At 60.8% G+C, this 26,322-nt stretch carries 27 protein-coding genes; 6 read left to right on the forward strand and 21 right to left on the reverse strand.

Going from position 1 to position 26,322, the window contains the following annotated elements:
* The first annotated feature begins 95 nt into the window (after positions 1-95).
* The 3 genes from EXN68_RS09070 (at position 96) to EXN68_RS09080 (ending at position 5,781) form a co-directional block, all read left to right on the forward strand.
* The gene (locus EXN68_RS09070; protein ID WP_142840499.1) at positions 96-1,289 is read left to right on the forward strand and encodes an efflux RND transporter periplasmic adaptor subunit; all 1,194 of its coding nucleotides are present in this window, start codon (positions 96-98) and stop codon (positions 1,287-1,289) included.
* Positions 1,290-1,302: 13 nt separating this feature from the next.
* Positions 1,303-4,623 carry an efflux RND transporter permease subunit gene (locus tag EXN68_RS09075; protein WP_142840500.1) on the forward strand — a complete coding sequence of 1,107 codons (3,321 nt, stop codon included), beginning with the start codon at positions 1,303-1,305 and terminating at the stop codon, positions 4,621-4,623.
* Positions 4,624-5,091: 468 nt separating this feature from the next.
* Positions 5,092-5,781: a Crp/Fnr family transcriptional regulator gene (locus EXN68_RS09080; protein WP_142840501.1), complete on the forward strand. Its 690-nt coding sequence runs from the start codon at positions 5,092-5,094 to the stop codon at positions 5,779-5,781.
* A gap of 71 nt (positions 5,782-5,852) precedes the next feature.
* On the opposite strand, the gene aidB is transcribed toward EXN68_RS09080, so the two are convergent.
* The 16 genes from aidB to urtE all read right to left on the reverse strand — a co-directional run bounded on the left by aidB (position 5,853) and on the right by urtE (position 17,507).
* Complete coding sequence (aidB, locus tag EXN68_RS09085; protein ID WP_142840502.1) at positions 5,853-6,677, reverse strand: AidB family quorum-quenching N-acyl homoserine lactonase; 825 nt, start codon at positions 6,675-6,677, stop codon at positions 5,853-5,855.
* Between the two features lie 3 nt (positions 6,678-6,680).
* Entirely contained in the window at positions 6,681-7,292 is a 612-nt protein-coding gene (gene ureG / locus EXN68_RS09090) for an urease accessory protein UreG (protein WP_065114033.1), read from the reverse strand.
* A 268-nt stretch (positions 7,293-7,560) separates the two neighbouring features.
* Complete coding sequence (locus tag EXN68_RS09095; protein WP_161991259.1) at positions 7,561-8,232, reverse strand: urease accessory protein UreF; 672 nt, start codon at positions 8,230-8,232, stop codon at positions 7,561-7,563.
* 3 nt (positions 8,233-8,235) lie between these two features.
* Positions 8,236-8,721: an urease accessory protein UreE gene (gene ureE / locus EXN68_RS09100; protein WP_142840503.1), complete on the reverse strand. Its 486-nt coding sequence runs from the start codon at positions 8,719-8,721 to the stop codon at positions 8,236-8,238.
* 297 nt (positions 8,722-9,018) lie between these two features.
* Positions 9,019-9,555, reverse strand: coding sequence for a peroxiredoxin (locus EXN68_RS09105; protein ID WP_142840504.1), 537 nt, complete (start codon positions 9,553-9,555; stop codon positions 9,019-9,021).
* Positions 9,556-9,708: 153 nt separating this feature from the next.
* Positions 9,709-10,377, reverse strand: coding sequence for a TIGR02117 family protein (locus tag EXN68_RS09110; protein WP_161991260.1), 669 nt, complete (start codon positions 10,375-10,377; stop codon positions 9,709-9,711).
* A 9-nt stretch (positions 10,378-10,386) separates the two neighbouring features.
* Positions 10,387-12,096, reverse strand: a complete 1,710-nt coding sequence (ureC, locus tag EXN68_RS09115; RefSeq protein WP_110756255.1) for an urease subunit alpha — start codon at positions 12,094-12,096, stop codon at positions 10,387-10,389.
* Between the two features lie 4 nt (positions 12,097-12,100).
* Positions 12,101-12,745 carry a Urease operon accessory protein gene (locus tag EXN68_RS09120; RefSeq protein WP_142840506.1) on the reverse strand — a complete coding sequence of 215 codons (645 nt, stop codon included), beginning with the start codon at positions 12,743-12,745 and terminating at the stop codon, positions 12,101-12,103.
* Positions 12,746-12,750: 5 nt separating this feature from the next.
* Positions 12,751-13,173, reverse strand: coding sequence for a lysozyme inhibitor LprI family protein (locus tag EXN68_RS09125; RefSeq protein ID WP_161991261.1), 423 nt, complete (start codon positions 13,171-13,173; stop codon positions 12,751-12,753).
* A gap of 2 nt (positions 13,174-13,175) precedes the next feature.
* The gene (locus tag EXN68_RS09130) at positions 13,176-13,532 is read right to left on the reverse strand and encodes a GFA family protein (protein WP_142840508.1); all 357 of its coding nucleotides are present in this window, start codon (positions 13,530-13,532) and stop codon (positions 13,176-13,178) included.
* Position 13,533: 1 nt separating this feature from the next.
* Positions 13,534-13,839 carry an urease subunit beta gene (locus EXN68_RS09135; protein WP_046797816.1) on the reverse strand — a complete coding sequence of 102 codons (306 nt, stop codon included), beginning with the start codon at positions 13,837-13,839 and terminating at the stop codon, positions 13,534-13,536.
* A gap of 20 nt (positions 13,840-13,859) precedes the next feature.
* The gene (locus tag EXN68_RS09140) at positions 13,860-14,117 is read right to left on the reverse strand and encodes a DUF1272 domain-containing protein (RefSeq protein ID WP_142840509.1); all 258 of its coding nucleotides are present in this window, start codon (positions 14,115-14,117) and stop codon (positions 13,860-13,862) included.
* Between the two features lie 11 nt (positions 14,118-14,128).
* Entirely contained in the window at positions 14,129-14,431 is a 303-nt protein-coding gene (locus EXN68_RS09145) for an urease subunit gamma (RefSeq protein ID WP_006315002.1), read from the reverse strand.
* Positions 14,432-14,542: 111 nt separating this feature from the next.
* On the reverse strand, positions 14,543-15,397 hold the full coding sequence (locus EXN68_RS09150; RefSeq protein ID WP_161991262.1) for an urease accessory protein UreD: 855 nt from the start codon (positions 15,395-15,397) through the stop codon (positions 14,543-14,545).
* Positions 15,301-16,557: a CE1 family esterase gene (locus tag EXN68_RS09155; RefSeq protein WP_142840510.1), complete on the reverse strand. Its 1,257-nt coding sequence runs from the start codon at positions 16,555-16,557 to the stop codon at positions 15,301-15,303. Before EXN68_RS09155 ends, EXN68_RS09150 begins: the two co-directional genes overlap by 97 nt.
* A 254-nt stretch (positions 16,558-16,811) precedes the next feature.
* Complete coding sequence (gene urtE, locus EXN68_RS09160; protein ID WP_142840511.1) at positions 16,812-17,507, reverse strand: urea ABC transporter ATP-binding subunit UrtE; 696 nt, start codon at positions 17,505-17,507, stop codon at positions 16,812-16,814.
* Positions 17,508-17,743: 236 nt separating this feature from the next.
* Here urtE and EXN68_RS09165 point away from each other — a divergent pair, with 236 nt between their 5' ends.
* Complete coding sequence (locus EXN68_RS09165; protein ID WP_110756268.1) at positions 17,744-18,028, forward strand: GIY-YIG nuclease family protein; 285 nt, start codon at positions 17,744-17,746, stop codon at positions 18,026-18,028.
* Positions 18,029-18,177: 149 nt separating this feature from the next.
* Here EXN68_RS09165 and urtD read toward each other — a convergent pair whose 3' ends face one another.
* The 5 genes from urtD to EXN68_RS09195 form a co-directional block, all read right to left on the reverse strand.
* A complete protein-coding gene (gene urtD / locus EXN68_RS09170) occupies positions 18,178-18,939 on the reverse strand; it encodes an urea ABC transporter ATP-binding protein UrtD (protein WP_142840512.1) in 762 nt (253 codons plus the stop codon).
* A gap of 7 nt (positions 18,940-18,946) precedes the next feature.
* The gene (gene urtC, locus EXN68_RS09175; RefSeq protein WP_142840513.1) at positions 18,947-20,119 is read right to left on the reverse strand and encodes an urea ABC transporter permease subunit UrtC; all 1,173 of its coding nucleotides are present in this window, start codon (positions 20,117-20,119) and stop codon (positions 18,947-18,949) included.
* Positions 20,116-21,729: an urea ABC transporter permease subunit UrtB gene (gene urtB / locus EXN68_RS09180; protein ID WP_142840514.1), complete on the reverse strand. Its 1,614-nt coding sequence runs from the start codon at positions 21,727-21,729 to the stop codon at positions 20,116-20,118. Before urtB ends, urtC begins: the two co-directional genes overlap by 4 nt.
* A 289-nt stretch (positions 21,730-22,018) precedes the next feature.
* Positions 22,019-23,308, reverse strand: a complete 1,290-nt coding sequence (gene urtA, locus EXN68_RS09190; RefSeq protein ID WP_142840515.1) for an urea ABC transporter substrate-binding protein — start codon at positions 23,306-23,308, stop codon at positions 22,019-22,021.
* A gap of 345 nt (positions 23,309-23,653) precedes the next feature.
* Complete coding sequence (locus EXN68_RS09195) at positions 23,654-23,860, reverse strand: DUF2735 domain-containing protein (RefSeq protein ID WP_161991263.1); 207 nt, start codon at positions 23,858-23,860, stop codon at positions 23,654-23,656.
* Between the two features lie 480 nt (positions 23,861-24,340).
* On the opposite strand from EXN68_RS09195, the gene EXN68_RS09200 reads away from it, so the two are divergent.
* Together EXN68_RS09200 and EXN68_RS09205 are read left to right on the forward strand one after the other, a co-directional pair.
* Positions 24,341-25,375, forward strand: a complete 1,035-nt coding sequence (locus EXN68_RS09200; protein ID WP_142840517.1) for a glutamine synthetase beta-grasp domain-containing protein — start codon at positions 24,341-24,343, stop codon at positions 25,373-25,375.
* A gap of 159 nt (positions 25,376-25,534) precedes the next feature.
* Complete coding sequence (locus EXN68_RS09205) at positions 25,535-26,305, forward strand: SDR family oxidoreductase (protein WP_142840518.1); 771 nt, start codon at positions 25,535-25,537, stop codon at positions 26,303-26,305.
* Positions 26,306-26,322: the final 17 nt, after the last annotated feature.

Here is a 26,322-nt window from a genome sequence, read left to right on the forward strand (position 1 = left end):
GTGATCCCTTGTTTCACATTCGCTATCGCATGACCTATTAAAACACGCCTCACGGCTGCAGGACATGCGATCGGATATTGCGCGAGCCAAGACACATGCAGCATAAATTTACCTTCAACCGCTTTGTTTTCCTCCTTCTTTCCGCAACGGCACTGCCCTTTTCGGCTGCCGCCGAAGGCGAAGCGCAGGCACCGGCCAAGCAGCAGAACCTGCCCTCCATCATCGTGGCGCACGCCGCGAAACGCGATCTCGTGGACCGCATCATCGCGACAGGCACAATCCGCCCCGTGGACGAGATCTACGTCCAGCCGCTGGTTGACGGCCTGTCGATCGACACGCTGAATGCCGATATCGGCGACCGGGTGGAGGCCAATGCGGTTCTGGCCGTGCTGTCCTCTGACAGCCTTGTGCTGCAAAAGAGCCAACTTGAGGCCAACAAGGCCAAGGCCGAAGCCTCCGTCACCCAGTCGAAAGCGCAGGTGCTGGAAGCGCAGGCCAATCTCAACGATGCCCTTCGCCAGCGTGACCGCGCCGCCAAGCTCGGCCAGAGCGGCTCCGGTTCGGTTTCGGAGACGGAAAAGACCGAAGCCGCCGCGCAAGTGGCGCAGGCCCGGCTGGAGGCAGCAAGACAGGCGGTGTCCGCCGGCGAGGCTGACATCAAGGTCGTTGCCGCGCAGATCGACGATATCGATCTGAAACTGACCCGCACCGGCGTGAAAACTCCTGTCGCCGGCATCGTCTCCGCCAAGAACGCCAAGGTCGGAGCCATTGCCAGCGGTGCCGGAAATCCGCTTTTCACCGTCATCAAGGATGGCGCGATCGAACTCGTCGCTGATCTCTCCGAAACCGATATCCAGAAGGTCAAGGCCGGTCAGAAAGCCTATTTGACGGTTGCCGGCGGAGCCCAGAAAATAGAGGGCAAGGTGCGCCTCGTGTCGCCGACCGTCGATCCGACGACGCGCCTCGGTTCCGTACACGTGGTGCTGCCGGAAAACAGCCCGGCACGCTCAGGCATGTATGCCAGCGCCGAGATCATCGTCGAAGAGACGAACGCGCTTGCCCTGCCGCTATCGGCCGTGACCTCCGGACGCGAAGGCTCGACCACCCGCAGGGTGGAAGGCGACGTCGTCAAGCAGGTGAAGATCGAGACCGGCATAGAAGACAGCGGTTTCATCGAAATTGTCAGCGGCCTTGCCGCTGGAGACAAGGTTGTCGAGAAAGCTGGAGCATTCGTGCGTGATGGTGACCGGATCCGACCGGTCGAAGCCCAGACGGCTGCGTCCAACTGACTGAGGGAATGAAATGAACTTCTCCGCATGGTCAATCCGTAACCCGATTGCGCCGCTTCTCGGCTTCGCGCTTTTGATGATCCTCGGCATGCAGGCCTTCAAGACCCTGCCGATCACCCGTTTTCCGAATATCGACGTTCCCGTCGTTGCCGTCACCGTGACCCAGAGCGGCGCTTCGCCCTCCGAGCTGGAAATGCAGGTGACGAAGGAAATCGAAGACGCTGTCGCCGCCATCAGTGGCGTCGATGAAATCCAGTCCACCGTGGTCGACGGCCAGTCGACGACAACGGTCGTCTTCCGCATCGAAAAGCCGACGGAAGAGGCCGTTCAGGACACGAAGGACGCCATCGACAAGATCCGCAGCGATCTGCCGGCCGATATCGAAGTGCCTGTGGTCAGCAAGATCGACGTCGAAGGCCAGGCGATCCAGACCTTTGCCGTCTCTTCGCCGAACATGACGCTCGAAGAACTGTCCTGGTTCGTCGACGACACGATCAAGCGCTCGCTGCAGGGCCAGTCCGGCATCGGCAAGGTCGACCGTTACGGTGGTGCGGACCGCGAAGTGCGTGTTTCGCTCAGCCCCGAAAAACTCGATGCCTATGGCATTACCGCGAGCGAGGTGAACAGCCAGCTGCGCGGCACCAACATCGATCTCGGTTCCGGCCGCGGCCAGATCGGCGGCAATGAGCAGACGATCCGCACGCTCGGCGACACGCGCGACGTGACGCAGCTTGCCAACACCACCATCGCGCTCTCCAACGGCCGCTTCGTCAAGCTTTCCGAGCTGGGTACGGTGGCCGACACCTATCAGGAGCAGAAATCCTTCTCGCGGTTCAACGGCAATCCCGCCGTCACCTTCGCGGTGTTCCGCTCCAAGGGCGCAAGCGAAGTCTCGGTTGCCGAAACCGTGGCGGAAAGCCTCGAAAAGGTCCGCAAGGATCATCCGGAAGTCTCGATCCAGATGGTCGACGACGCCGTCTATTTCACCTATGGCAACTACAAGGCGGCGCTTGATACGCTGATAGAGGGCGCCATCCTCGCCATCATCGTCGTCCTGCTCTTCCTCCGGAACTGGCGCGCAACCCTGATTGCCGCCGTGGCGCTGCCGCTTTCCGCGATCCCGACCTTCTGGATCATGGATATCATGGGCTTCTCGCTCAACCTCGTCAGCTTCCTCGCGCTGACGCTCGCCACGGGTATTCTCGTGGACGACGCCATCGTGGAAATCGAAAACATCGCCCGCCACATCAAGATGGGCAAGACGCCCTATCGGGCAGCACTTGAAGCCGCCGACGAAATCGGTCTCGCCGTCATCGCCACCAGCTTCACCATCATCGCCGTCTTCGTGCCTGTCTCGTTCATGCCCGGCATTCCCGGTCAGTACTTCATCCAGTTCGGTCTGACGGTTGCCTTCTCGGTGTTCTTCTCACTGGCGGTGGCCCGCCTCATCACGCCGCTGATGGCGGCCTATCTGATGCGCGCCGAAGACGCGATGGACGACCATCACGACAATGACGGCCGGCTGATGAAGGCCTATACGCGCATGGTTTCCGCCACCACCCGCAAGTGGTGGGCGCGGTACCTCACGCTCATCGGCGCCATCGGCTTCCTCGTTGCCTCCGTCATTCTTCTCGCCGGCGTTCCGGGCAGCTTCCTGCCGCCGGACGACGCCTCGCGTGTGACGCTTTCGGTGGAACTGCCGCCCAATGCCACACTGGATGAAACCGACCGGACGACGACCGAGATATTCCATGCCATCCGTGACATCAACGGCGTGGAAAGCGTCTTCATTCTCGGTGGCGCTTCGCCCAAGGGCGATCTGGAACTTCGCCGCGCCACCGTCAACGTCATCCTCCAGCATATCGACCACTCGCTGCTGAAGGTGCTGGTCAACAAGGGTCTGGGCTCCATTCCGCTCATCGGCCAATATCTTCCGAAGGTGGAAGAAAAGGGCCGCACACGTCCGCAGTGGGATGTGGAACGGGATATCTTCGCCAAGGTCCGCACCATTCCGGATGTCCGCATCATCAAGCTGAACGACCGTGCGGAACGCGAGCTGAGCTTCAACTTCCTGTCGTCGAACGAGAAGGACCTGAACGACGCCGTCGGCATTCTCGAAAGCCGCCTGCGCGCCTCGCCCATCCTTGCCAATGTCAGCTCGGAAGGCGCCTTGCCGCGTCCGGAATTGCAGATCCGCCCGCGCAAGGATGAAATCGCCCGCCTCGGCATCACGCCGCAGCAGATTTCGCAGACGGTTCGCGTCGCCACCATCGGCGATATCGACGCCCAGTTGACGAAGATCTCGCTCGATGACCGGCAGATTCCGATCCGCGTGCAGGCATCCATCGATACCCGCCGCGATCTTGCCACGATCCGCGCCCTGAAGATCAAGACCGCATCCGGGTCGCTGGTGCCGCTCTACAGCGTCGCCGACATCGACTATTCGGAAGGTCCGAGCTCGATCAAGCGCAATGACCGCAACCGCGTCGTCTCAATCGGATCCGACGTGCCATTCGGCACGGCGCTCGATACCTCGACGGCCGAATTCAAGCGGATCGTCGAGGAAACCAAGCTGCCGGCAAGCGTGCGCCTGGCGGAAAGCGGCGACGCCAAGGTGCAGGGCGAAATGCAGCAGGGCTTCGTCAACGCCATGGTGCTTGGCCTGCTGCTGGTGCTGGTGGTGCTCATCCTGCTGTTCAAGGATGTCATCCAGCCCTTCACCATCCTGTTCTCGCTGCCGCTCGCCATCGGCGGCGTGGCCGTCGCGCTCATCATCACCCAGAACGCGCTGTCCATGCCGGTTCTCATCGGCATCCTGATGCTGATGGGCATCGTGACGAAGAACGCCATCCTTCTGGTAGACTTCGCCATCGAAATGCGCCGTCATGGCATGGAACGGGTCCACGCCATGATCGAGGCCGGCCGCAAGCGCGCCCGCCCGATCATCATGACCTCCATCGCCATGTCGGCAGGCATGTTGCCTTCGGCACTCGGCGTCGGCGAAGGCGGCTCGTTCCGCGCGCCGATGGCAATCGCGGTCATCGGCGGCATCATCGTCTCGACCGTGCTGTCGCTGATCGTGGTTCCGGCCTTCTTCCTGATCATGGACGACCTGTCGCGCCTGCTCGCCCACCTCTTCGGCCGTTTCGTCGGCAAGAAGGAAGAGGAGGAAGAGGCTCTCTCCAACGAGAAACTCTCGGAGATCGCCCGCGAAAACAGCCTGGCTCTCTCCTCGCTGGAGGCCCGGGTCGCCGGCATGGAAAAGGGCTCGGGAGACAAATCCAGCGACAAGGGCAGCAATATCTTGCGGCTGCCGCCGCTTGCTGCGGAGTGAAGCTCGCAGAATGAAGTTTGAAACGCCGGGCCTTGTGCCCGGCGTTTTTATTTTGCGCAATACGTCGCCACACGTTTCTTCTCCCCGCCGGGGAGAAGGTGGCCCGAAGGGTCGGATGAGGGGGCAAGCTCTCCGAAATCCGGCAAGCGCGCCCCCTCATCCCGCTGCCGCGACCTTCTCCCCCTCGGGGAGAAGAAACATGCGGCACCCACCTGCTTCATATTTCCCCTGCGCTTTGAAGCATGCATGGCCTCGTCACATTCCGGCTCCCCCAAATATGACAGCGTCAAACCCCGTTTGATCGAAATCAATTCGCTTTTCAGGTGAACTGCTAATCTCCCTCGCATCGGGAATTGCCGGTCGAAGGATAATGCGATGAGTTCTTTGCAGATAGGCGTGAGAGAGACGGAACATCCCCGGTTTCGTATCGCTGCGGACAGCCCGGCAAAAGGTTTGAGCGGGAGCCGGATGGACGTGAACAAGACCGTGAAGCTGAGCAACAGGGACAGGAACATTCTGCTGCGCGCGCCCTTGATCGGGATAGCGGATGACGCAGTGGCGTTGAAACTGATGGAGGCGGCGACCATCATCAATGTCAACGCCCGCCATGTGCTCTTCAAGGAAGGCGAAGCGGCGCAGCATTTTTATTGCGTTCTGTCGGGTTATGTCCGCCTTTACCGGCTGGACAGGCATGGGCGCGAGGCGGATGTGCGCGTCAGCGGTCCGGGCGATACGTTCAACGAATGCCTGATTTTCGGCAGCGACACCTATCGCTACAGCGCGCAGGCGGCGGAAAGCTGCACGGTGGCGCGTTTCGAGCTCGCGAGAATTAGGACGTTGATCGATCAGGAGCCGGCAATCGCCAAGGCCGTCATGCGCTGCCTTTCCAACAGCCTGCTCGGCACCATGGATTGCATCGCCAACGACCGGCTGCAGACCGCGCCACAACGCGTCGCCCATTATCTCATCAATCAGGGCCCGCGGGATGCGACATCCTTTTCGCTGCGGCTGCCGTTCCAGAAGAGCCTGCTTGCCGGCAAGCTCGGTCTTGCGCCGGAAGCCCTGTCACGCGCCTTCTCGGCGCTGAAAAAATCAGGTGTCACCGTGCGTGGCCGCATCGTGCAGGTCAATGACGTCGCAGCATTGAAGCAGATCTGAAGATAGCGGGAGAGGAAGAAAGGCGGGATGCCAGCCGGCAGCCCGCCTTTCGCCGTTCCGGAAAGGTCAGATCAACCCGGCTGCGGCACGAAGCGGAAGCCGTCGCCCTGCCGTTCAATATGAAAAAAGCCGCCAAGATGGCCGCCGGATACCAGCCAGCCGTGATCGGCGGCCTCGGCCAGCGCCGCAACACGGGTGGCATAGGCAAGTTCGGAATCGATATCGTAAACGAAAGCGATTTCAGGATCATCTGCCTGCAACCCGCTGACATGCAGTACATCACCCCACAATAACAGCCGGTTATCGCCGCTGCCGATGAGATAGCCGGCATGCCCCGGCGTGTGGCCGGGCATGGCGATCGCCTCGATGTCGTCGGCAATCATGCCCATGGGGATCGGCCGCAGAATGGCACCACAGATATCGAGCAGCCGGGCGGCGAGATCGAAACCGCCCTGCCGGGCTGGCGGCAAGCTCTTGCGGGCATCCGCACTAGTGAAAAAGCCAAGATCGGCCTCCGGCACCCATATTTCCGCATTGGGAAAATAGGGCTTGTCGCCATCAATGAGACCCAACGCATGGTCGCCGTGAATGTGGGTGAGGATGACACGCCTTACATCGGCCGGCTGAATACCGGCGGCGATCAGCGCCGCGCGGGCATGGCCATAAGCGGCGCCCCAGGCCGTGCCGCAACCGGCATCGACCAGCCAGATGCCATCAGGCCCGGAGAGCGCGAAACAATTGACATCCACATCCACCGTCTCGCCTTCAAGCCCGGCGAGAACCGCGGCCAGCGCCGTCTCGCCCTGCCGATGGATGAGATGGCCGACCGGCGCCTTGTAGACGCCATCGACAAAACGGGAAACGGCATAGGGACCGAAATGAAGAGGCGTATTCATGGCTCAGAGACCACCCTGCTCTTTCAGGAAACCGACGATGCGCTCCACCCCATCGCCCCGCTTCATGTCGGTGAAGACGAAGGGCATGGCATTGCGCATGCGGGTCGCATCATTGTCCATGACAGTCAGATCGGCCCCGACATAAGGCGCGAGGTCCTTCTTGTTGATGACCAGCAGGTCGGAGCGGGTGATGCCCGGCCCACCCTTGCGCGGGATTTCCTCGCCCTGGCAGACGGAAATCACATAGATGGTGATATCGGCAAGATCGGGCGAAAAGGTCGCTGCGAGATTGTCGCCACCGGATTCGATGAAGACGACATCCAGATCCGGAAAGCGCGCATTGAGCCCGGCAATCGCCTGCAGATTGATCGTCGCATCCTCGCGGATTGCGGTATGCGGGCAACCGCCCGTCTCCACGCCGACAATCCGTTCCGATGGCAGCGCCTGCATGCGCACCAGCGCCTCGGCATCCTCCTTGGTGTAGATATCGTTGGTAACGACGGCGACGGAATAATCGGCGCTCATCGCCTTGCAGAGCTTTTCCGTCAGCGCCGTCTTGCCCGAACCAACCGGCCCGCCAATGCCGACGCGCAGCGGGCCATTGCCCGATTTCATGCCCGATTTCACGACTGTGTTTCCTTCACTATGCTTTGGTATTTTCTACCTTAATGCCTTGGACCAACGCTTCAAAAGAAAGCAAGAACCGTGCCGCCTGTTTCTTCTCCCCGAGGGGGAGAAGGTGGCCCGAAGGGTCGGATGAGGGGGCAACGCCAGCGAGAGACTGAGAGCTCGCCCCCTCATCCCGCTGCCGCGACCTTCTCCCCCCTTGGGGAGAAGAAACAAGTGGTATGCGCCCGCTCCAACGATTGCCGTACTGTCTGCTTCAAGAACGGAAAAGCCGCGTGCCCTGAACCTCGTGGCGCATCGCCGCCGTATCGGCAAGGATCGTGGCGCTGCCGAGATCATCGAGCGTGGATTGCACGGTCCTCGCGGCCATCTCTGCAATCACCGCCTCGCTTGCGGCCAGAACGGCGACGCCATCCTTCTGGCCTGCGACGCCGAGGCGGATGCCGGCCGAAACCATTTGCGAGACGCCGGCATGTGCGAAAGCGGCAAGCGTTTCCTTGAGCGGCACCCCATGCGCGGCGGCCACGGCCCCGACGGCGACAGGATATGGACATTCCTCCGGCAAAAGCTCGAGAACCACATGCGGCCATGCGCCTGCGGCGGCAACGAAGGCATCACCCAGAAGCACCGTTTCACGATATCGCTCCGCCGAGCCGGCCAGTGCCCGCGCAAGAGTGGCCGTTTGATTCAGGGCGGCGGCATCACTGCCCCTGCGCCAGCCTTCCGCCAGAAACACCGCATCGTTCCACAGGCTGCCGTGGCGCAAAAGTGTCTCCACCCAGCCGCCCAGTTCAGCGGCATCGCGCACACGCCGGTCCTCAACCGCCTTTTCCAGCCCGCCGGAATAGGAAAAACCGCCAACCGGAAAGGCCGGCGACAGCCAGGCCATCAGCCGCAGCAGCGCGGCAACGCCGCGATCGTCGCCCACGGATCAGCCGTGATCGTGATGGTGGTGCCCGTGATCATGACCATGGGAATGGCCGCCATGGGCGTGATAGGCACCGCGCGCCGGCTGGAAAGGTTCTTCCACCTCACGCACCGTGGCGCCGAGACCTTCAAGCATGGCGCGGATGACGTGGTCACGCAGGATGAGAATGCGCTCCTCCTCAATCTGCGCCGAAAGATGCCGATTACCCAGATGCCAGGCAAGCTCGATCAGGTGAAGCCGATCCTTCGGCGTGATTTCAAACAGCTTTTCAGCCGCGGCCCGAACCTCGATCAGATCGCCGTTTTCCACCACCAGAAGATCGCCATGGGCAAACAGCACGGCTTCCTTCAGATCGAGCATCACCATCTCGTCATTTTGCAGATGCAGCAACTTGCGGCGCAGATGCCGCTGGTCATGCGCCAGCGTGACATAACCGGAAGGCTCGTCGCCAGGGGTTCCGGCGGGGTGGTAAGAGGTGACACGCAGCATGGGATGATCCGTTCGAAAACTGTCTTGGGAAGACGATTTTTGACGGATAGGCGGGGGGATTTCAAGGCGCGATTTCAGGGCACATGGCCACAAGAATGACAAAGCCCGGCATCACAGCCGGGCCAGGTGCAAACCTTTCTCCACTTTCGACGTCATCCTCGGGCTTGACCCGAGGATCCACCCGTCAGACGCTTATGGATCCTCGCCTCAAGGGCGAGGATGACGGAGGAGAGGTTTTCGCCTCCTGTCGGCACCCGAAGACACGGCATCGGTGCCGGGCCTTCGCAAAAACCAAAATCAGGCCGCAGCGCGTGCCTTGAGGTTTTCCAGAATGTTCTGCGGCGAGGAAACGCCGTAAGGGTCGGATTCGCAATTATCCTGATAACCCTCTTCCTCGAACCACTGCTCCACCAGACCGTCATTGACGACGGCGGCGTAACGCCAGGAGCGCATGCCGAAACCGAGATTGTCCTTGGCGACCAGCATGCCCATCTTGCGGGTGAACTCACCCGAACCATCCGGAATGACCTTGACGTTTTCGAGGTTCTGGCCCTTTGCCCAGGCATTCATGACGAAGGCATCGTTGACCGACAGGCAATAGATCTCATCGACGCCGAGCGCGCGGAATTCACCCGCCAGCTTTTCGAAATCGGGAAGCTGGAAGGTCGAGCAGGTCGGCGTGAAGGCGCCCGGCAGCGAAAACAGGACGACCTTCTTGCCCTTGAAATAATCGTCGGAGGTCATGTCCTGCCAGCGGAACGGGTTGGGGCCGCCAACGGCCTCGTCGCGAACGCGCGTGCGGAAAGTTACGGCGGGCACTTTTTTGCCGAGCATGTCTTTTCTCCTGATCAGGTGTTTTACGCGGATCGCTTGGGATCAATCCGCGTGGAATTCTTTTGCCGTTTCCATAGCGCAAGATGCGCTGCGGTGCAGCATAAAAATCGGATTTAAGTCATCGAATGTACGAAATGCCGCATCGGCGAGGGATCAATTGTGGAGATCGACCGACCAGCGCAGCAGCGGCGGCAAGGGCGTCCACCAGCCGGTTCGAATACCGGCCTCGCGCAACATGGCGGCCGACCACGTGTTGCAGCCGGCCAGCGCATTAAACCAGCCATTCGCCTCGAAAAACGCGTCCGTCAGACCATAGGCGGCGCTGGGGACAAGCTGGACCTTGCCGTCATTTCTGACAAAACTTGCCCTGATACCCGCGAGAAGACGCTGATAACCCTCTTCAGAAATGCGAAGCCGTTTCACTCCGGCCATATCGGCGGGAAAGTCTCCCGTCACGTCCACATGCACCACCGACCGGTCCAGCGTGAACGAGCGCAGCACCGGCATCGGTTTCAGATCGGCCCAGGTGGGCGTCTCTATATAAAACGACCGTCCACCCCAGCCAAACACCAGATAGGCGGCGGCGGGATGATTGACCGCTATCCCATCCTCCTGCAATTCGGAGAACATCCGCCGCAGATCATCATCCACCGGCAGGGCAATGTCGGTATGGATCGGGTTGGACAAGAGCAGGATTTCACGGTCCCTCACGCCGCTTGCATCATCGGCGAAAAAGGGGCGCGGCATCAAAGTGCCGAGCACCAGAAGCAGCACGATCAGCAGCACGCCGCCGCCGATCCATCTGAGGACAGTTCTCAACACAACGCCCCGTTAAAACAGGAAATAACGCTGCGCCATCGGCAGCACGGTGGCGGGTTCGCAGGTCAGCAATTCACCATCTGCCCGCACTTCATAGGTCTCGGGATCAACCTCGATATGCGGCGTAAGTGAATTGTGGATCATCGACGCCTTGGAAATGCCGCCGCGCACATTCTTCACCGCCAACAGCTTCTTGGCGACGCCAAGGCGCTGGGCAAGGCCGGCATCCAGCGACGCCTGCGATACGAAAGTGACCGAGGAATTGGTGCGCAGCTTGCCATAGGCGGCAAACATCGGCCGGTAATGCATCGGCTGCGGTGTGGGAATGGAGGCATTCGGATCGCCCATCGGGGCAGCGGCAATCGAACCGCCGAGCAGCACCATCTCCGGCTTCACGCCGAAAAAGGCCGGGTTCCACAGGACAAGATCGGCACGCTTGCCGACTTCGACAGAGCCGATCTCATGGCTGACGCCCTGCGCAATCGCCGGATTGATCGTGTATTTGGCGATGTAACGGCGCACCCGGAAATTGTCGTTTTCGCCGGTCTCTTCCTTCAGGCGGCCGCGCTGGCGTTTCATCTTGTCGGCGGTCTGCCAGGTGCGGATCGCCACCTCGCCGACACGGCCCATGGCCTGACTATCCGACGAGATGATCGAAAACGCGCCGATATCGTGGAGAATATCCTCCGCCGCGATGGTTTCCTTGCGGATGCGGCTTTCGGCAAAGGCAATGTCTTCCGGAATGGACGGCGACAGGTGGTGACACACCATCAGCATATCCAGATGTTCGGCCAGCGTATTGACGGTATAGGGCCGCGTCGGGTTGGTGGAAGACGGGATGACATTGGGGTTGCCGCAAACCTTGATGATATCAGGCGCGTGCCCGCCGCCCGCTCCTTCGGTGTGGAAGGCGTGGATGGTGCGGCCCCTGATGGCGGCGACCGTGTCTTCCACGAAGCCGCTCTCGTTCAGCGTATCGGTGTGGATCATCACCTGCACGTCATATTCGTCGGCGACCGTCAGGCAATTGTCGATGGCGGCGGGCGTCGTGCCCCAGTCCTCATGCAGCTTCAGCGACGATGCGCCGGCAAGGATCATCTCCTCCAGTGGCGCGGGCAGCGAGGCATTGCCCTTGCCGGCCAGTGCCAGATTCATCGGAAAAGCATCGAAGCTCTCGATCATCCGCTCGATATGCCATGCACCGGTGCAGGTGGTGGCAAGCGTGCCATGCGCCGGGCCGGAGCCGCCGCCCAGCATGCAGGTCACACCGCTCATCAGCGCTTCCTCGATCTGCTGCGGGCAGATGTAATGGATATGCGCGTCCATGCCGCCGGCCGTCAGGATCCTGCCCTCGCCGGCAATCGCCTCCGTCGAGGGACCGACGATGATCGTAACGCCCGGCTGCGTGTCCGGGTTGCCGGCCTTGCCGATGGCGTGGATACGGCCGTTCTTCAGGCCCACATCCGCCTTGTAGATGCCGCTATGGTCGACGATCACGACATTGGTAATGACGGTATCAACAGCACCTTCCGCCCGCGTCGCCTGGCTCTGGCCCATGCCATCACGAATGACCTTGCCGCCGCCGAATTTCACTTCCTCGCCATAGGTGGTGTGGTCCTTTTCGATCTCGATGAAGAGTTCGGTATCGGCAAGACGCACCTTGTCACCAACCGTCGGGCCGAACATGCCGGCATAGGCGGCGCGGGAAATCTTGTAAGGCATGGGCTCAGGCTCCTTGGGACGCGGAGAAAATCGATGTGGGAGAAATTCTTTTGAGCCGGCCCTTGCCCGCAAGGGCCTCGACCAGCTGTTGTTCGGCGGCAAATGGGTGACCGCTCCAGCCCTGATGGCCGAAACCGGCAATCGCCACCTCGTCACCATCACCGCTCACGCTCTCGAGAACATGGGCGATGGTGAAAAGGCCGGTGCTGGGGCAGACATAGGGTGCGGGCTTATAGGCTTCGAGCGCCGCATCCAGCCTCTCATGCACGCCGCGGGGAATGACGATATGGCTCTTGCCGGTCTCGCGGGCGATGGCCGCGAAACCGGGAGTATAGTCGGCGCAGAAATCGGTCAGTTCCGGCCAGCGCGCGCGAATATCCGGCTCCATTTCGGCAAATTTTGCGGGATCACGCACCGACCAGATGGCGGCGGCCTGCCGCACGCCGTCGCTCTCGCGCCAGTCGGTGCCTTCCGTCATCTCATGGCCCGGCCGCCCCGTGTTGCAGACGGCCACCACATCGGTGCGTTTGCCGCCAAGCCCCAGCGACCGGCAGTCATTAAAGCGGATGACGATATCGGAACGGTCGATGACATCAGCCGCGCCCGGCGGCAGTTCCCCGTTTCCGACAATCGTGATGCGCCGCCCCATGCCGTTCAGAAACCCTCGGCAAGCTGGCGTAGTTCTGCAGCGCGCTTGCCGCTCATCTCGGCCAGGCAGGACGAAATCAGCATCGGTTCCATCGAGCCGCCGCGGGCCTGAAAGCCGGCAAGCGCGCAATTGGCATCACGAAACGCCACCCAGGCGCGCTGTGCAGTCACCAGAGCGTCGGTCGCACCCTTGCCGTCTGCATCCGCCGTCTTGTCGCGCTCGGTGAGCAGCTTGCGCAGCTTCTGATATTCGGCGTTGAGCTGCTTGTCGGCCTTTTCATAATCCTTGCCGGCGCAGATGGTCATGTCCGCCTGCGTTTCCGGCGCCTTGCAATCCGGCTCGGTCTGCGCCGCCGCCGGCATCGACAAGCCGGCTGTTGCGGTAAGCAGCACGGCTGCGACGAAAAGGCTGTTTCGGTTCATCCTCATCTTCAGGCCGCCGCGCCGTCAAAAGCCTGTGGCTTCAGCGCCCGGGGATCGACGCCATCGAGACAATTGGCGTTCACCGCCACCATCGGCGTTCCATCCGGCCCGTCGGCATAAGCGAAGCTCTCAATGCCGCAGGTGGAGCAGAAAAGATGATGAATATGGTGTTTGTTGAAGAGATATTCGCTCAGCTTTTCCTCGCCGGAAAGCAGGGTGAATTTCTCACGCGGCGCAAAGGCAAGCGTCGAGCCCAGACGCTTGCAGCGCGAGCAATTGCAGACAATGGTGTGATCGAGATCGGCATCGACCTCGAAGCTGACGTCGCCGCACTGGCAGCTTCCATGATAATGCGCACTGGCCATTTCATAACCTCCCCATGACCTGTTGACGAAAACCATAAACCTCACGCTTGCCGGAAAGCGGCACCAGCGTCACTTCCCGCTTCTGGCCCGGTTCGAAACGAACCGCCGTGCCCGCGGGAATATCGAGACGCATGCCACGCGCCTTGTCACGCTCAAAGATCAGCCCGGCATTGGTCTCGAAGAAATGGTAATGGCTGCCCACCTGCACCGGCCGGTCGCCCGAATTGGCCACCTCGATCGTCACCGTCGGCTGGCCGGCATTGAGCTCGATGGTGCCCTCTGCGGCAATGATTTCGCCTGGCTTCATGGTGCTCTCCCTTATCTGTTTCAGGCGGCGGTCGCGGCCGCGCAGCCTTCGGCCTTCAGCACGCGCTTCGTGGACGCCGGATTGTTGACGAGTTTTGCCGCCGGGCGGACCGGCCTGCGAACCAGCTCACCGCCGCAATTCGGGCAGGCGCCATCAAGCACATCCGTCACACAATCAACGCAGAAGGTGCATTCGAACGAGCAGATCATCGCATCCCGGCTGTCGGGCGCGAGATCGCGGTCGCAGCATTCGCAATTGGGCCTCAGTTCCAGCGCCATGCCACCCTCCTCTATCGGATCGGTTCGTGAACGGTCACCAGCTTGGTGCCATCGGGAAACGTCGCTTCCACCTGCACATCATGGATCATCTCGGCGATGCCTTCCATCACCTGATCGCGGGAAATCACATGCGCGCCGGCTTCCATCAGGTCTGCAACGGCACGGCCGTCACGGGCGCCCTCAACGACGAAATCGCTAATCAGCGCAATCGCTTCGGGATAGTTGAGCTTCACGCCACGCTCCAGCCGGCGGCGCGCCACCATGGCGGCCATGGAAATCAAAAGCTTGTCTTTTTCTCTTGGGCTAAGGTTCATCGTCGTCCCGCAGCTTTCGCACCTGCACCACAAACCACTGAGGGTTTCGAAGAACAGGTCCGACTTGTTTGACAGACCCCGGAAGGTCGCCTGTCGCGGGCGATCCGGAGGTTACAGATTCCAGACTTTCGGCACTGGCGCGCCGTTTCGCAAGAGCGAAATGATCGGAAAAAGCAATTTTCTGAGGGAGAAACCGTTCGCCGCGGAGACACGCACGATAAGCTTGCCCCGCCATTCGCTAGCACCGCCGCTTTCACCGGCAATCGCCCGGATTTTAGGCAGAAGCGCCTCGGCGAGGGGCCCGATATAGAGAAGCGTGGCGAAGGCCACCTGACCGGCCAGAACCGCCGTCTTCGCGGTCAGCTCCGCCACCTCGCCCTCAAGCAGAAGCTCTTCGGCATGCACCAGCCTGCCGCCATGGCGAATGCGCCAGCGGTCACGAAAAAGGCCATGCGTCATCATCTCGCCCATGGCCTGGCGGCCAAGTAAAACGGCTTCGACGGCGATGAATTCGGAAGATTGGTCGAGATCGGCTTCGAGCCTTCGGGTCAGGGAAGCGCGGTCGAAGAGGATGGTTTCCTGCGGCAGCCAGTGTAACCGGGCACCCGGTCCGGCCGAAACGCGGGCGGTGACGGTGGCTGTGCCTGATGATGCCTTATAGACCTTCTCGCAGGCCTGCGTCGTCACCACCAGCGAGGTGCCAGCACCGGCGGTGGCCTGCCATTCTATTTCGTCTCCGCCGGTCAGCCCGCCGGAGGAATTGATGAGAATGGCCTCGGCTTCGTTTGAAAACGTATCCGGCAGTCGGATTTTGGCGCAGCCTTCCTGAAACAGTTCGTCCAGCCGGCTGCGCCCTTCAACCGCCTTGGTTACAATGCGTCCTCTGCCACGGGCGCGCTGCTGCCGGACAGGTTGTTGAGCGTCTTCACAACCGGAAGGGCCGATGGCTTGCTGTTGCTGCTGCACGCGGTCTCCGATGTACTTGCGGAAGCGGACGAGGCCTTTGCGCCACAATCCTTCTTGACAACGGCGTCCACCACCAGCTGCCCTTCCGTATTGCGGAAGAAGTCCCACATTCTTTCAGCCGCATCAACCGTGCGCGTCACTTCGCCTGTGGGCATCTTGCGCTCCACGGCGGGTTCCGCCTTCGGCGTCTGCTCGCCGCCCGGCTTGCGGGTAACGACGGCGCTCGCGGCCAGCACTTCGGCCTTCATGGTGGCGCGCGGCCAGGCATGGTCCCAGTTTTCGATGACATAGGACTGGATGCGTGCGCCAGCCTTGCAGACATCGTAGGAATTAACGGTGAAGCTCTCGCCCACCTTGCTTTTGGCAGCGCCCTTGCAGCCATCCATCTCGGCCCAGCGCTTCAGCGCCGTCTCGCCGCCATATTGCCAGTAGGATTTGCCGCCGCCCTGATAGGGATTGGCAGGGTCCTTCAACCCGGCAAAGGCGATGATCGACATCGGCCGTGCCGGCTGGCAGCTTGCCGCATCCGGTCCCCATTTGCCTTCGGTCTCCAGCGGATAACCCGCGCGCAGCGAGGCGACGAAACCGGCGGCGGTGAAATCCGCGCTGCCATTGCAGATGAATTGCGACAGCATGCGCCCGCCGCCGGAATAACCGGAACCATAAAAGCGCTCTTCATCCACGCAGAATTTGCCCTTGACCATGTCAATCGCATTGCGAATGAAACCCACCTCATCCAGCCCGCCGGGACGCGTGGTAACGCCCGGCACGTTCCAGGCATGGGTGCCGGGCAATTCGCCGTTCAGACTGCCGGCCAGCGCCACGACCATCAGACCATCACGCTCGGCCAGCTTGTCCCAGCCGCTGCGGTTCAGCTGACCGTGCGGATTGCTGTTGGAGCCATGGAAATCGAATACCACCGGCACCGGCTTTTTTCCGTCATAGGCAGAGGGAACAAAATAGACGCCGTCGCGTTTCTGCCCTTTAGAGAGAATGGAAAAATCATGCCGACCAGGCTCCATGCCGGGTCCGGGGAGCTGACCGCAGGTTGATGCCGACGCTGCGGCACCAGCGCTTGCGCATATCGCAATGCCCAGAATGACGGTGCGGGCGGAGCGGAACAACCGGGCAGCCCGGCCAATTGCAAAGTCTGGAATCATTGACACGCCTTTATTGGCACTATGTCTCCGACGATACGTCGGAGGTGCATGGAATGTAAGGGATCAACTGTCGCGGCGTGCGAATAGACTTTTCCTGTGTCTCGCATGCAGCATTTGCGCTGCCAATATCACAGGCTTTTATTCAACGAAATGCTAAAATTGCGCATAAAAGCTATGCTCAGGCGCATAGGCTTTCAAAATATTAATCGGCCGTTTGCACGCCGTGATCGGCGTGCGGTATTTTTAGTCTCCATTTATACTGTCAGATGACGCCGCGCTTCCGGGGTATCCAGCGTTTCGGCCAGCCCCTCATGCACGATTTCGCCGCGATCCATGATGTAGACGTAATCGGCAAGCTCGCGGCAGAAATCCAGATATTGCTCGACCAGCAGGATCGCCATGCCGGTGGAATCGCGCAGATATTTGATCGCCCGGCCGATATCCTTGATGATCGATGGCTGAATGCCCTCGGTCGGCTCATCGAGAACGAGGATTTTCGGCCGCGTCACCAAAGCCCGGCCGATGGCGAGCTGCTGCTGCTGGCCGCCGGAGAGATCGCCGCCGCGCCGCGACAGCATGGATTGCAGCACCGGAAACAGGCTGAAAATATCGTCCGGGATGAACCGTTCCCTGCGCGGCAGCGGCGCATAACCGCTTTCCAGATTTTCCTGAACGCTGAGCAGCGGAAAGATTTCACGCCCCTGCGGCACATAACCGACACCACGCTTCGCCCGCTGGTAAGGCGCCAGCCCATCCAGCGCAGCGCCGCCGAAACTGATCGTCCCGGCACTGGTGGCCTGCTGGCCGGTGACGGCGCGCAAAAGCGAGCTTTTGCCTACACCGTTGCGGCCGAGAACGCAGGTAATCTTGCCCATCTCCGCATTAAGCGAAACGCCGCGGAGCGCTTGGGCGGCGCCGTAGTGGAGATTGATGTTTTCGACTGTCAGCATGGTGCCACCTGTAGCTTCATCGGGGAGCGGATTGTGGATCCTCAGGTCAAGCCCGAGGATGACGTAGCTAGGCGCGGGACGGAAAACGACGCCACTACATCGAGATTTCGCCCTGGCTGTGGGACGTCAGGGTGCAAAAATGTTCGTGCAACATTGCAGGTATAAGCTCCGGGCGTAACCACACCCCACCCGTCATCCTCGGGCTTGACCCGAGGATCCACCTCCGGGAGCCCACCATGACCGGCTTCGTTTACATCGTCACGAGCGGCAGACACGGAACGCTCTACATCGGCGTCACGTCCAACCTCGAGCAGCGAATATACGAACACCGCGAGGGTCTGACGGAAGGTTTTACCAGTCGTTATGGATGTACGCGCCTCGTCTGGTATGAGGAGCACATGAGCATCGGCACCGCCATCCAGCGGGAGAAATCGTTGAAGCGCTGGTATCGCGACTGGAAAATCAAGCTGATTGAAGATTTTAATCCGGAATGGCGTGATCTTTATGAGGAGTTTGGCTGAGGGCTTGGGGGTGGATCCTCGGGTCAAGCCCGAGGGTGACGGCGGAGAATGGGGCACTGCTGACAACATACCCCCTGCCGTCATCCTCGGGCTTGACCCGAGGATCCACAGCGGCAAACGCCCAAATGTCCTTGTGACACCCGCCTCCATCACCGCCCCAGATAATTCTCGATCACCTTCGGATCGCTGGACACAAAATCGATCGACCCTTCCGCCAGCACCGAGCCTTCGGCAAGACACGTCACCTTCACGCCCAGCTCGCGGATGAAACCCATGTCGTGTTCCACCACCACAACCGAACGGGTCTTGGCGATTTCTTTCAACAGCACCGCAGTTTCGGCCGTTTCCGCATCCGTCATGCCCGCCACCGGCTCGTCCACCAGCAGCAGCTTCGGCTCCTGTGCGAGCAGCATGCCGATCTCCAGCCACTGTTTCTGCCCGTGCGAGAGATTGGCGGCGAGGTCGCCCCGGCGGTGGCCAAGCCGCACGGTGGCGAGGATTTCCTCGATGCGGGCCTTGTCCTCTTGCGTCAGCCGGTAGAACAGCGTGGCGAACACGCCGCGCTTGCGGTTCAGCGCCAGTTCCAGATTATCCCAGACGGTGTGGCTTTCGAATACCGTCGGCTTCTGGAATTTTCGGCCGATGCCGAGCTGGGCAATATCCGCCTCGTCCTTTTTGGTGAGGTCGATGCTGTCTTCGAACAGCACCGTGCCGCTGTCCGGCCGCGTCTTGCCGGTGATGATATCCATCATCGTCGTCTTGCCCGCGCCATTCGGGCCGATGATGGCGCGCAGTTCGCCCGGTTCCACCACGAAGGAGAGGGAGTTGAGCGCCCTGAAACCATCGAAGGAAACGGAGACACCGTCGAGATAAAGCAGGCTTTTCGTTCTGTTTTCGGAAATCGTGTTCATATCCGCCTCACTCCGCCGCCTGTTGCGCAACCGCGCTGTCGTTTTCAGGCCGGTCACCAACGCTCACCGCCCGCGCAACGCGCTTTTCGCGACGCCCTGCGAGATAATGCTGCAGGGTGCCGACAATGCCCTTTGGGAAAAACAGCGTCACCGCGATGAAGAGACCACCCAGCGCAAACAGCCAGAATTCCGGGAATGCGCCGGTGAAATAGCTCTTGCCGCCATTAACGAGAACAGCGCCGAGGATCGGCCCGATCAGCGTGCCGCGCCCACCCACCGCCGTCCACACCACCACTTCGATGGAGTTGGCGGGCGAAAATTCGCCGGGATTGATGATGCCCACCTGCGGCACGAATAGCGCGCCGGCAATGCCCGCCATCATGGCCGACACGACAAAGGTGAAAAGTTTGATGTTTTCGACCCGGAAACCGAGGAAGCGCACCCGGCTTTCGGCATCCCGCACGCCCACCAGCACCTTGCCGAATTTGGAATTGACGATGCCTGACGCGATCAGCAGCGAGATCGCCAGCATCACGGCGGTTACGGCAAACAGCACGGCGCGTGTGCCATCCGCCTGCACGGAAAAGCCAAGGATATCCTTGAAATCGGTGAGGCCATTATTGCCACCGAAACCCATATCGTTGCGGAAGAACGCGAGCAGCAGGGCATAGGTCATGGCCTGGGTGATGATGGAGAGATAAACGCCGTTGACGCGCGAGCGGAAGGCGAACCAGCCGAACACGAAGGCCAGCAGCCCCGGCACGACAAGCACCATCAGCGCCGCAAACCAGAACATGTCGAAACCCTGCCAGAACCACGGCAGTTCCTTCCAGTTAAGGAACACCATAAAATCGGGCAGCACCGGATGGCCATAAACCCCGCGCGTGCCGATCTGCCGCATCAGATACATGCCCATGGCATAACCGCCGAGCGCGAAGAAGGCGGCGTGGCCAAGCGAGAGAATGCCGCAATAACCCCAGACCAGATCAAGCGCCAGCGCCAAGAGCGCATAGGCCAGATATTTGCCGAGCATCGACATGATGTAGGTCGGGATGCGGAACGCGCTGTCGGCTGGCAACAGCAGGTTGGAGGCAGGCACAATCACGGCAATGGCCAGAATGATGCCGATGGCGATGGAAATGCGGCGATCGAGCGCGCGCAGGAGGAAGCCGGTAATCATGCTTCGATCGCCCTTCCCTTGAGTGCGAAGAGACCGCGCGGCCGCTTCTGGATGAACAGAATGATGAGGACGAGCACGAGGATCTTGCCGAGCACGGCGCCAACCGTCGGCTCTAGGAACTTGTTGAGCACACCGAGCGACAGCGCGCCGACCAAGGTTCCCCAGAGATTGCCGACGCCACCGAACACCACGACCATGAAACTGTCGATGATGTAGCTCTGGCCGAGATTGGGAGAGACATTGTCGATCTGCGACAGCGCTACGCCGGCAAGACCGGCAACGCCTGAACCGAGCGCGAAGGTGAAGGCATCCACCCACGGCGTGCGAATGCCCATGGAAGAGGCCATGCGACGGTTCTGCGTCACGGCGCGCATCTGCAGGCCAAAGGCGGAGCGTTTCAGCAGCACCAGCAGCGCGAAGAACACCGAGAGCGAGAAGCAGACGATCCACACCCGGTTCCAGGTGAAATTGAGATAACCGACGCTGAAGGAGCCGGACATCCAGCTCGGACTGCCGACTTCCCGGTTGGTGGGGCCGAAAATGGAGCGCACGCCCTGCTGCAGGATGAGCGAGATGCCCCATGTGGCGAGCAGCGTTTCCAGCGGCCGCCCATAGAGGAAGCGGATGACGCCGCGCTCCATCACCAGGCCGACAAAACCCGTCACCAGAAAGGCAGCAGGCAGGGCAATCGCCAGCGACCAGTCAAACAGGCCGGGGAAATGGCTGCGGATCACCTCCTGCACCATGAAGGTGGAGTAAGCGCCGATCATCACCATCTCGCCATGCGCCATGTTGATGATGCCCATCACGCCGAAGGTGATGGCAAGGCCGATGGCGGCCAGCAGCAGCACGGAACCGAGCGACAGGCCGTACCAGACATTCTGGACGTAATCCCAGAAGGCAAGCGCACTTTCGATGCTGGAAATCGCCTCGTCTATGTCGGGTTTCAGGCTCGGATCGACTGACGAGGACGCCGCCATGAGGATGCCGATCGCATCGCGCCCGCCAAGGCTCTTGATGGTGGCAATCGCGTCTTTCTTCTGGTCGAGCGGACGGTCGGAGGAAAGCAGCGAGACAGCCCGCGCTTCCTCCATCCGGGTCCGCACTTCAGTATCGGTCTCCTTGGCGATGGCCGCTTCCAGCAATTCGAGATTTTCAGCACTCGGCGCTTTCAGAACCGCGTCTGCCGCTGAAAGCCGTACGGAGCGTTCCGGGCTGAGCAGCGTCAGACCGCCCATCGCGGCGCGGATGACGCGACGCAGATTGTTATTGACCCTGATCTTGGAAACGGCCGCCTTCGGTACTTCACCGGCGCTTTCACCGGTCAGTGGGTCGATGAGCGTGAAGCTGGAGCCTTCAGGTTTCGTCATGAACACCAGATTGTCGGCCTTGCGCACGTAAAGATCGCCCGCCGCGAAAGCCTCGAGCGCCGGCACGACACGCGCGTCGCCGGTGGCGGCAATCTGGCCAATCAGCGTTTCGGCCTGCTTGAAGTCAGCCGTGCCGAGGGCGTCGATCAGCGCCTTCGGATCGCTTTGCGCGAAAGAGTGGGCTGCGATCCCCAGGATGAGCCAGAGGAAGATGGCTCCGAGAAAAGATCGGATCGTCATGTCGGGGTCCTTGGGCGGTTTGCGACGGGGCGTTTGTGTGGCGTGGCTTGAGTATGCGGCTTCACCCCCCTCTGCCCTGCCGGGCATCTCCCCCACAAGGAGGGAGATCGGCAGGACGCACCGCATCGCTCTATCTCGACAAACGAGAAATGCGAGGCCTCGCCACGAGTCGATCTCCCCACCTGTGGGGGAGATGCCCGGCAGGGCAGAGGGGGGCACGCTTGTTCAGTTTTCAACTATTGAAGCACCGCCCCCAACGAAGAGGGAGCGGCACTATCCCCGGGGCTAATCAGCTACCCTTGCCGCCGCACTTGCCACTGGCCACATTAAAGTTCCCGCAAGACATCGGCTTGCGCCAATCCGAAATCAGATCCTTCGAGTCCGGCAGGTAGTCCGACCATTCATCCCCCACCACCTGTGGTGTCTGCTGCACGATCTCGAACTGCCCATCGGCCTGGATTTCGCCGATCAGCACCGGCTTGGTGATGTGGTGGTTCGGCATGACAGTGGAGTAACCGCCCGAAAGGTTCGGCACGGAAACGCCGATGATCGAGTCGAGAACCTTGTCCGTCTCCGTCGTGCCGGCGGATTCGACGGCCTTTACCCAGGCGTTGAAGCCGATATAGGCGGCTTCCATCGGGTCGTTGGTCACGCGCTTGTCGTTCTTGGTAAAGGCATGCCAGGTCTTGATGAACTCGGCATTGACCTCGGTATCGACGGACTGGAAGTAGTTCCAGGCGGCAAGGTGGCCGACCAGCGGGGCGGTATCGAGACCGGCCAGCTCTTCTTCACCGACCGAGAAGGCGACGACCGGAATATCCTCGGCCTTGACGCCCTGGTTTGCCAGTTCCTTGTAGAAAGGCACGTTGGCGTCACCATTGATGGTGGAAACCACGGCGGTCTTCTTGCCGGCCGAGCCGAATTTCTTGATGTCGGACACGATCGTCTGCCAGTCGGAATGACCGAACGGCGTGTAGTTGATCATGATGTCCTCTTCCTTGACGCCCTTCGACATCAGGTAGGCCTTCAGGATCTTGTTGGTGGTCTGCGGATAGACATAGTCCGTGCCGGCCAGAACCCAGCGTTCCACACCTTCGGTGCTGGCGAGATAATCGACGGCCGGAATGGCCTGCTGGTTCGGTGCAGCACCCGTATAGAAGATGTTGCGCGAGGATTCCTCACCCTCGTACTGAACGGGGTAGAACAGGATCGAGTTCAGTTCCTCGAACACCGGCAGCACGGATTTGCGTGACGAAGACGTCCAGCAGCCGAAGACGGCGGCGACCTTGTCCTGCGAAATCAGCTGGCGGGCCTTTTCGGCGAACAGCGGCCAGTCGGAAGCCGGATCGACCACCACGGCTTCAAGCTTCTTGCCGAGCACGCCGCCCTTCTTGTTCTGCTCGTCGATGAGCATCAGCATGGCGTCTTTCAGCGTCGTTTCTGAAATCGCCATGGTGCCGGACAGCGAATGCAGCACGCCGACCTTGATGGTGTCGTCAGCGGCAAAAGCGCCATGGAAGGCGGTGGTGGACAGGATCGCGCCAAGCAGCGCGGCACTAAGCGTCTTGCGGAATGTCATCGGAAGAACCCCTCTCCTTGTTGGCCTCCTGTGGAGGCTCAGCGGCATCAGCGGCCGCTGCTGGGAGGGACTATCGATCTCGCGGATGCGAAACCGTATACGTCAATTGACGTAGGCGGGGTGGCGAAAGGTGCAGTGGGGGGTGGACAAGCTTAACTTACGAGTGGAGCGAGACATCTCAACTTGTTTCTTCTCCCCGCCGGGGAGAAGTCCGCGGCAGCGGGATGAGGGGGTAACGGTCGAGATATACGGAGAGCTAGCCCCGTCATCCGACCCTTCGGGCCACCTTCTCCCCCTCGGGGAGAAGAAATGCGCGGCACCGTTTCACATCAGAGGTGCGACACATCAGGAATGCGGCTTGCCGTCCCGCTCTTCGTCGCGGATCGCGTCATCATGATACCAGGAGCCAAAATCCACATGCGGCTCGCGTGCCTGACGCTCAAGCTCGCTCAGCGCGCTATTGTGGAACTTGGAAAGCCCCGCGCGCCCGCCGACCGGGAATTGATAGATCGTTGCCGTCTCGCGATGAAAGCCAGTTGCCATTTCGACCATCTCACTCTGTTTGCATCGAAGCACTTTGGTTGTGAAGCAAACCCGCAAAGACCGGATTCGCTTCGTTTGATTAAAAAAAAATCACGTTGCGAAAAATATAGGCACTAATCGGCCAATCAGCAAGAAAAACCATTCCGAGAGCGCCGGTTTTTGGGGCAAATGCCGATCCGTCGCGCGCAATTGAAATCATTGCACCGCAACAGGGCATTTCATGCCCAGACGCCGGCTATCTATCAGGATTCAATGATGAAACATGAGGGTTAAATTTGCTTTCCGCAGTGCAACAGGGCCGGCTTCGCGCAATATCGCGGCCCTTGCGTTCCAGAGCCTCTGAAAGATTTTTCGAAGAATTTGCGAAACATCGCCAATCTGGCACGCGGCATGCATCTAAGGGGTCAGCCCTTGAACGCGAATGCGCTTCCGGCGGCGAAAGCCACGGAAGCCTCAAGGCTTCGCATTTTTACCTATGAGAGGTTCGTAATGACTAAGTTCAAACTCGAGTACATCTGGCTGGATGGATACAAGCCGGTCGCCAACCTGCGCGGCAAGACACAGGTCAAGGAATTCGACGAATTCCCGACACTCGAGCAGCTGCCGCTTTGGGGTTTTGATGGCTCCTCCACCCAGCAGGCTGAAGGCCATTCGTCGGATTGCGTGCTGAAGCCCGTCGCGATCTACCCCGACCCGGCCCGCACCAACGGTGCACTCGTCATGTGCGAAGTCATGATGCCCGATGGCGTCACCCCGCATGCCTCGAACAGCCGCGCAACCATCGTCGAGGACGAGGATGCATGGTTCGGTTTCGAACAGGAATATTTCTTCTACCAGGACGGCCGCCCGCTCGGCTTCCCGGAACAGGGTTACCCGGCTCCGCAGGGCCCGTATTACACCGGCGTCGGTTTCAAGAACGTCGGTTCGGTTGCCCGTGAAATCGTTGAAGAGCACCTCGATCTCTGCCTCGAAGCCGGCATCAACCACGAAGGCATCAACGCCGAAGTGGCCAAGGGCCAGTGGGAATTCCAGATTTTCGGCAAGGGCTCCAAGCGCGCCGCCGACCAGATCTGGATCGCCCGTTACCTGCTGCTGCGTCTGTGCGAACAGTACGGCATCGACGTCGAATTCCATTGCAAGCCGCTCGGCGATACCGACTGGAACGGCTCGGGCATGCACTGCAACTTCTCCACCAAGTTCATGCGTGAAGTTGGCGGCAAGGACTATTTCGAAGCCCTCATGGCTGCTTTCGCCAAGAACTGGCAGGAGCACATCGACGTTTACGGCCCGGACAACCATCTGCGCCTGACCGGCAAGCACGAAACCGCTCCGTGGAACAAGTTCTCCTATGGCGTGGCAGACCGTGGCGCCTCGATCCGCGTTCCGCATTCCTTCGTCAACAACGGTTACCGTGGTTACCTCGAAGACCGTCGCCCGAACTCGCAAGGCTGCCCCTACCAGATCGCTTCCGTCGTTCTGAAGACGATCGCAGAAGTGCCGCTCGCAAAGTCGGCCGCTGCCTGATAAGCCAAGACATGGCGTCGCCCGCAACCGGGCGACGCCATTTTTCTGTCCACCGAACGGCCGGGCCGGACGGGCGACCTTTCGCCCTCTGCCCCACGCGGCATATTCTTCCTTCGCGAACTCCAAGAAGTTTCGGCACGTCAAGCAAGAAGGTGAGCGATGGGCATTCTTCAGAAATTCTCTCTCGAAAACCGCACCGCCATCATCACCGGCAGCGGCCGCGGCCTCGGTTTTGAAATTGCCAGCGCCTTTGCCGAAGCGGGCGCCCATGTGTGGCTGACCGGCCGCAATGCCGAAACGCTGGAACAGGCGGTCGACACGCTGCGCAAGGCCGGCGGCAAGGCCGATTACGCCGCCTTCGATATCGCCGATACGACCGCCGGCAGCGCGCTTGTCCGCCGCATCATGGACGAGTTTGGCCACCTCGATATCCTCGTCAACAATGTCGGCGCGCGTGACCGCCGCCCGCTTGCCGAATTCAGCGATGAGGACGTGCTGGAGCTGATCCGCACCGATCTCACCTCCTCCATCTCGCTGTCACGCGATGCGGCAGAGGCCATGAACATCAATGGTTACGGCCGCCTCATCACCATCACCTCCATTCTCGGCCATATCGTTCGGCCGGGAGATGCCATCTATCCCGTCGCCAAACAGGGGCTGACCGGGCTGATGCGGGCGATCGCCGTGGAATATGGCGCACGCGGCATCACCAGCAACGCCATCGCACCCGGCATGTTCGCGACAGAAACCAATGCCGCCCTTGCTGAAAACCCTGAGATGGTCGCCTTCGCCAAGCTGCGCGTGCCGCTGGAGCGCTGGGGCCGGCCGGACGAGATTGCCGGTGCGGCGCTGTTTCTGGCCAGCGACGCGGCCTCCTTCGTCAACGGCCATGTGCTGACGGTGGATGGCGGCATGTCGGTGCGGCTGTGAGAAGCCCGTTCACGAAA

Source organism: Martinezella rhizogenes (assembly GCF_007002745.1).
Classification (GTDB): Bacteria; Pseudomonadota; Alphaproteobacteria; order Rhizobiales; family Rhizobiaceae; genus Agrobacterium; species Agrobacterium cucumeris.

Coding starts and splice junctions, on each gene's coding strand:
- aidB (WP_142840502.1), bottom strand. CDS start 6,677: ATGAATACGCCTCTTCATTTCGGTCCCTATGCCGTTTCCCGTTTTGTC.
- EXN68_RS09145 (WP_006315002.1), bottom strand. CDS start 14,431: ATGAACCTTAGCCCAAGAGAAAAAGACAAGCTTTTGATTTCCATGGCC.
- EXN68_RS09165 (WP_110756268.1), top strand. CDS start 17,744: ATGACCGGCTTCGTTTACATCGTCACGAGCGGCAGACACGGAACGCTC.
- EXN68_RS09075 (WP_142840500.1), top strand. CDS start 1,303: ATGAACTTCTCCGCATGGTCAATCCGTAACCCGATTGCGCCGCTTCTC.
- EXN68_RS09105 (WP_142840504.1), bottom strand. CDS start 9,555: ATGCTCGGCAAAAAAGTGCCCGCCGTAACTTTCCGCACGCGCGTTCGC.
- EXN68_RS09200 (WP_142840517.1), top strand. CDS start 24,341: ATGACTAAGTTCAAACTCGAGTACATCTGGCTGGATGGATACAAGCCG.
- EXN68_RS09140 (WP_142840509.1), bottom strand. CDS start 14,117: ATGGCGCTGGAACTGAGGCCCAATTGCGAATGCTGCGACCGCGATCTC.
- urtE (WP_142840511.1), bottom strand. CDS start 17,507: ATGCTGACAGTCGAAAACATCAATCTCCACTACGGCGCCGCCCAAGCG.
- ureG (WP_065114033.1), bottom strand. CDS start 7,292: ATGAAATCGGGCAATGGCCCGCTGCGCGTCGGCATTGGCGGGCCGGTT.
- EXN68_RS09205 (WP_142840518.1), top strand. CDS start 25,535: ATGGGCATTCTTCAGAAATTCTCTCTCGAAAACCGCACCGCCATCATC.
- ureC (WP_110756255.1), bottom strand. CDS start 12,096: ATGCCTTACAAGATTTCCCGCGCCGCCTATGCCGGCATGTTCGGCCCG.
- EXN68_RS09155 (WP_142840510.1), bottom strand. CDS start 16,557: ATGATTCCAGACTTTGCAATTGGCCGGGCTGCCCGGTTGTTCCGCTCC.
- EXN68_RS09130 (WP_142840508.1), bottom strand. CDS start 13,532: ATGGCCAGTGCGCATTATCATGGAAGCTGCCAGTGCGGCGACGTCAGC.
- urtD (WP_142840512.1), bottom strand. CDS start 18,939: ATGAACACGATTTCCGAAAACAGAACGAAAAGCCTGCTTTATCTCGAC.
- EXN68_RS09195 (WP_161991263.1), bottom strand. CDS start 23,860: ATGGTCGAAATGGCAACTGGCTTTCATCGCGAGACGGCAACGATCTAT.
- urtB (WP_142840514.1), bottom strand. CDS start 21,729: ATGACGATCCGATCTTTTCTCGGAGCCATCTTCCTCTGGCTCATCCTG.
- EXN68_RS09120 (WP_142840506.1), bottom strand. CDS start 12,745: ATGGGGCGGCGCATCACGATTGTCGGAAACGGGGAACTGCCGCCGGGC.
- EXN68_RS09125 (WP_161991261.1), bottom strand. CDS start 13,173: ATGAGGATGAACCGAAACAGCCTTTTCGTCGCAGCCGTGCTGCTTACC.
- EXN68_RS09135 (WP_046797816.1), bottom strand. CDS start 13,839: ATGAAGCCAGGCGAAATCATTGCCGCAGAGGGCACCATCGAGCTCAAT.
- ureE (WP_142840503.1), bottom strand. CDS start 8,721: ATGCTGCGTGTCACCTCTTACCACCCCGCCGGAACCCCTGGCGACGAG.
- EXN68_RS09070 (WP_142840499.1), top strand. CDS start 96: ATGCAGCATAAATTTACCTTCAACCGCTTTGTTTTCCTCCTTCTTTCC.
- EXN68_RS09080 (WP_142840501.1), top strand. CDS start 5,092: ATGGACGTGAACAAGACCGTGAAGCTGAGCAACAGGGACAGGAACATT.
- urtA (WP_142840515.1), bottom strand. CDS start 23,308: ATGACATTCCGCAAGACGCTTAGTGCCGCGCTGCTTGGCGCGATCCTG.
- urtC (WP_142840513.1), bottom strand. CDS start 20,119: ATGATTACCGGCTTCCTCCTGCGCGCGCTCGATCGCCGCATTTCCATC.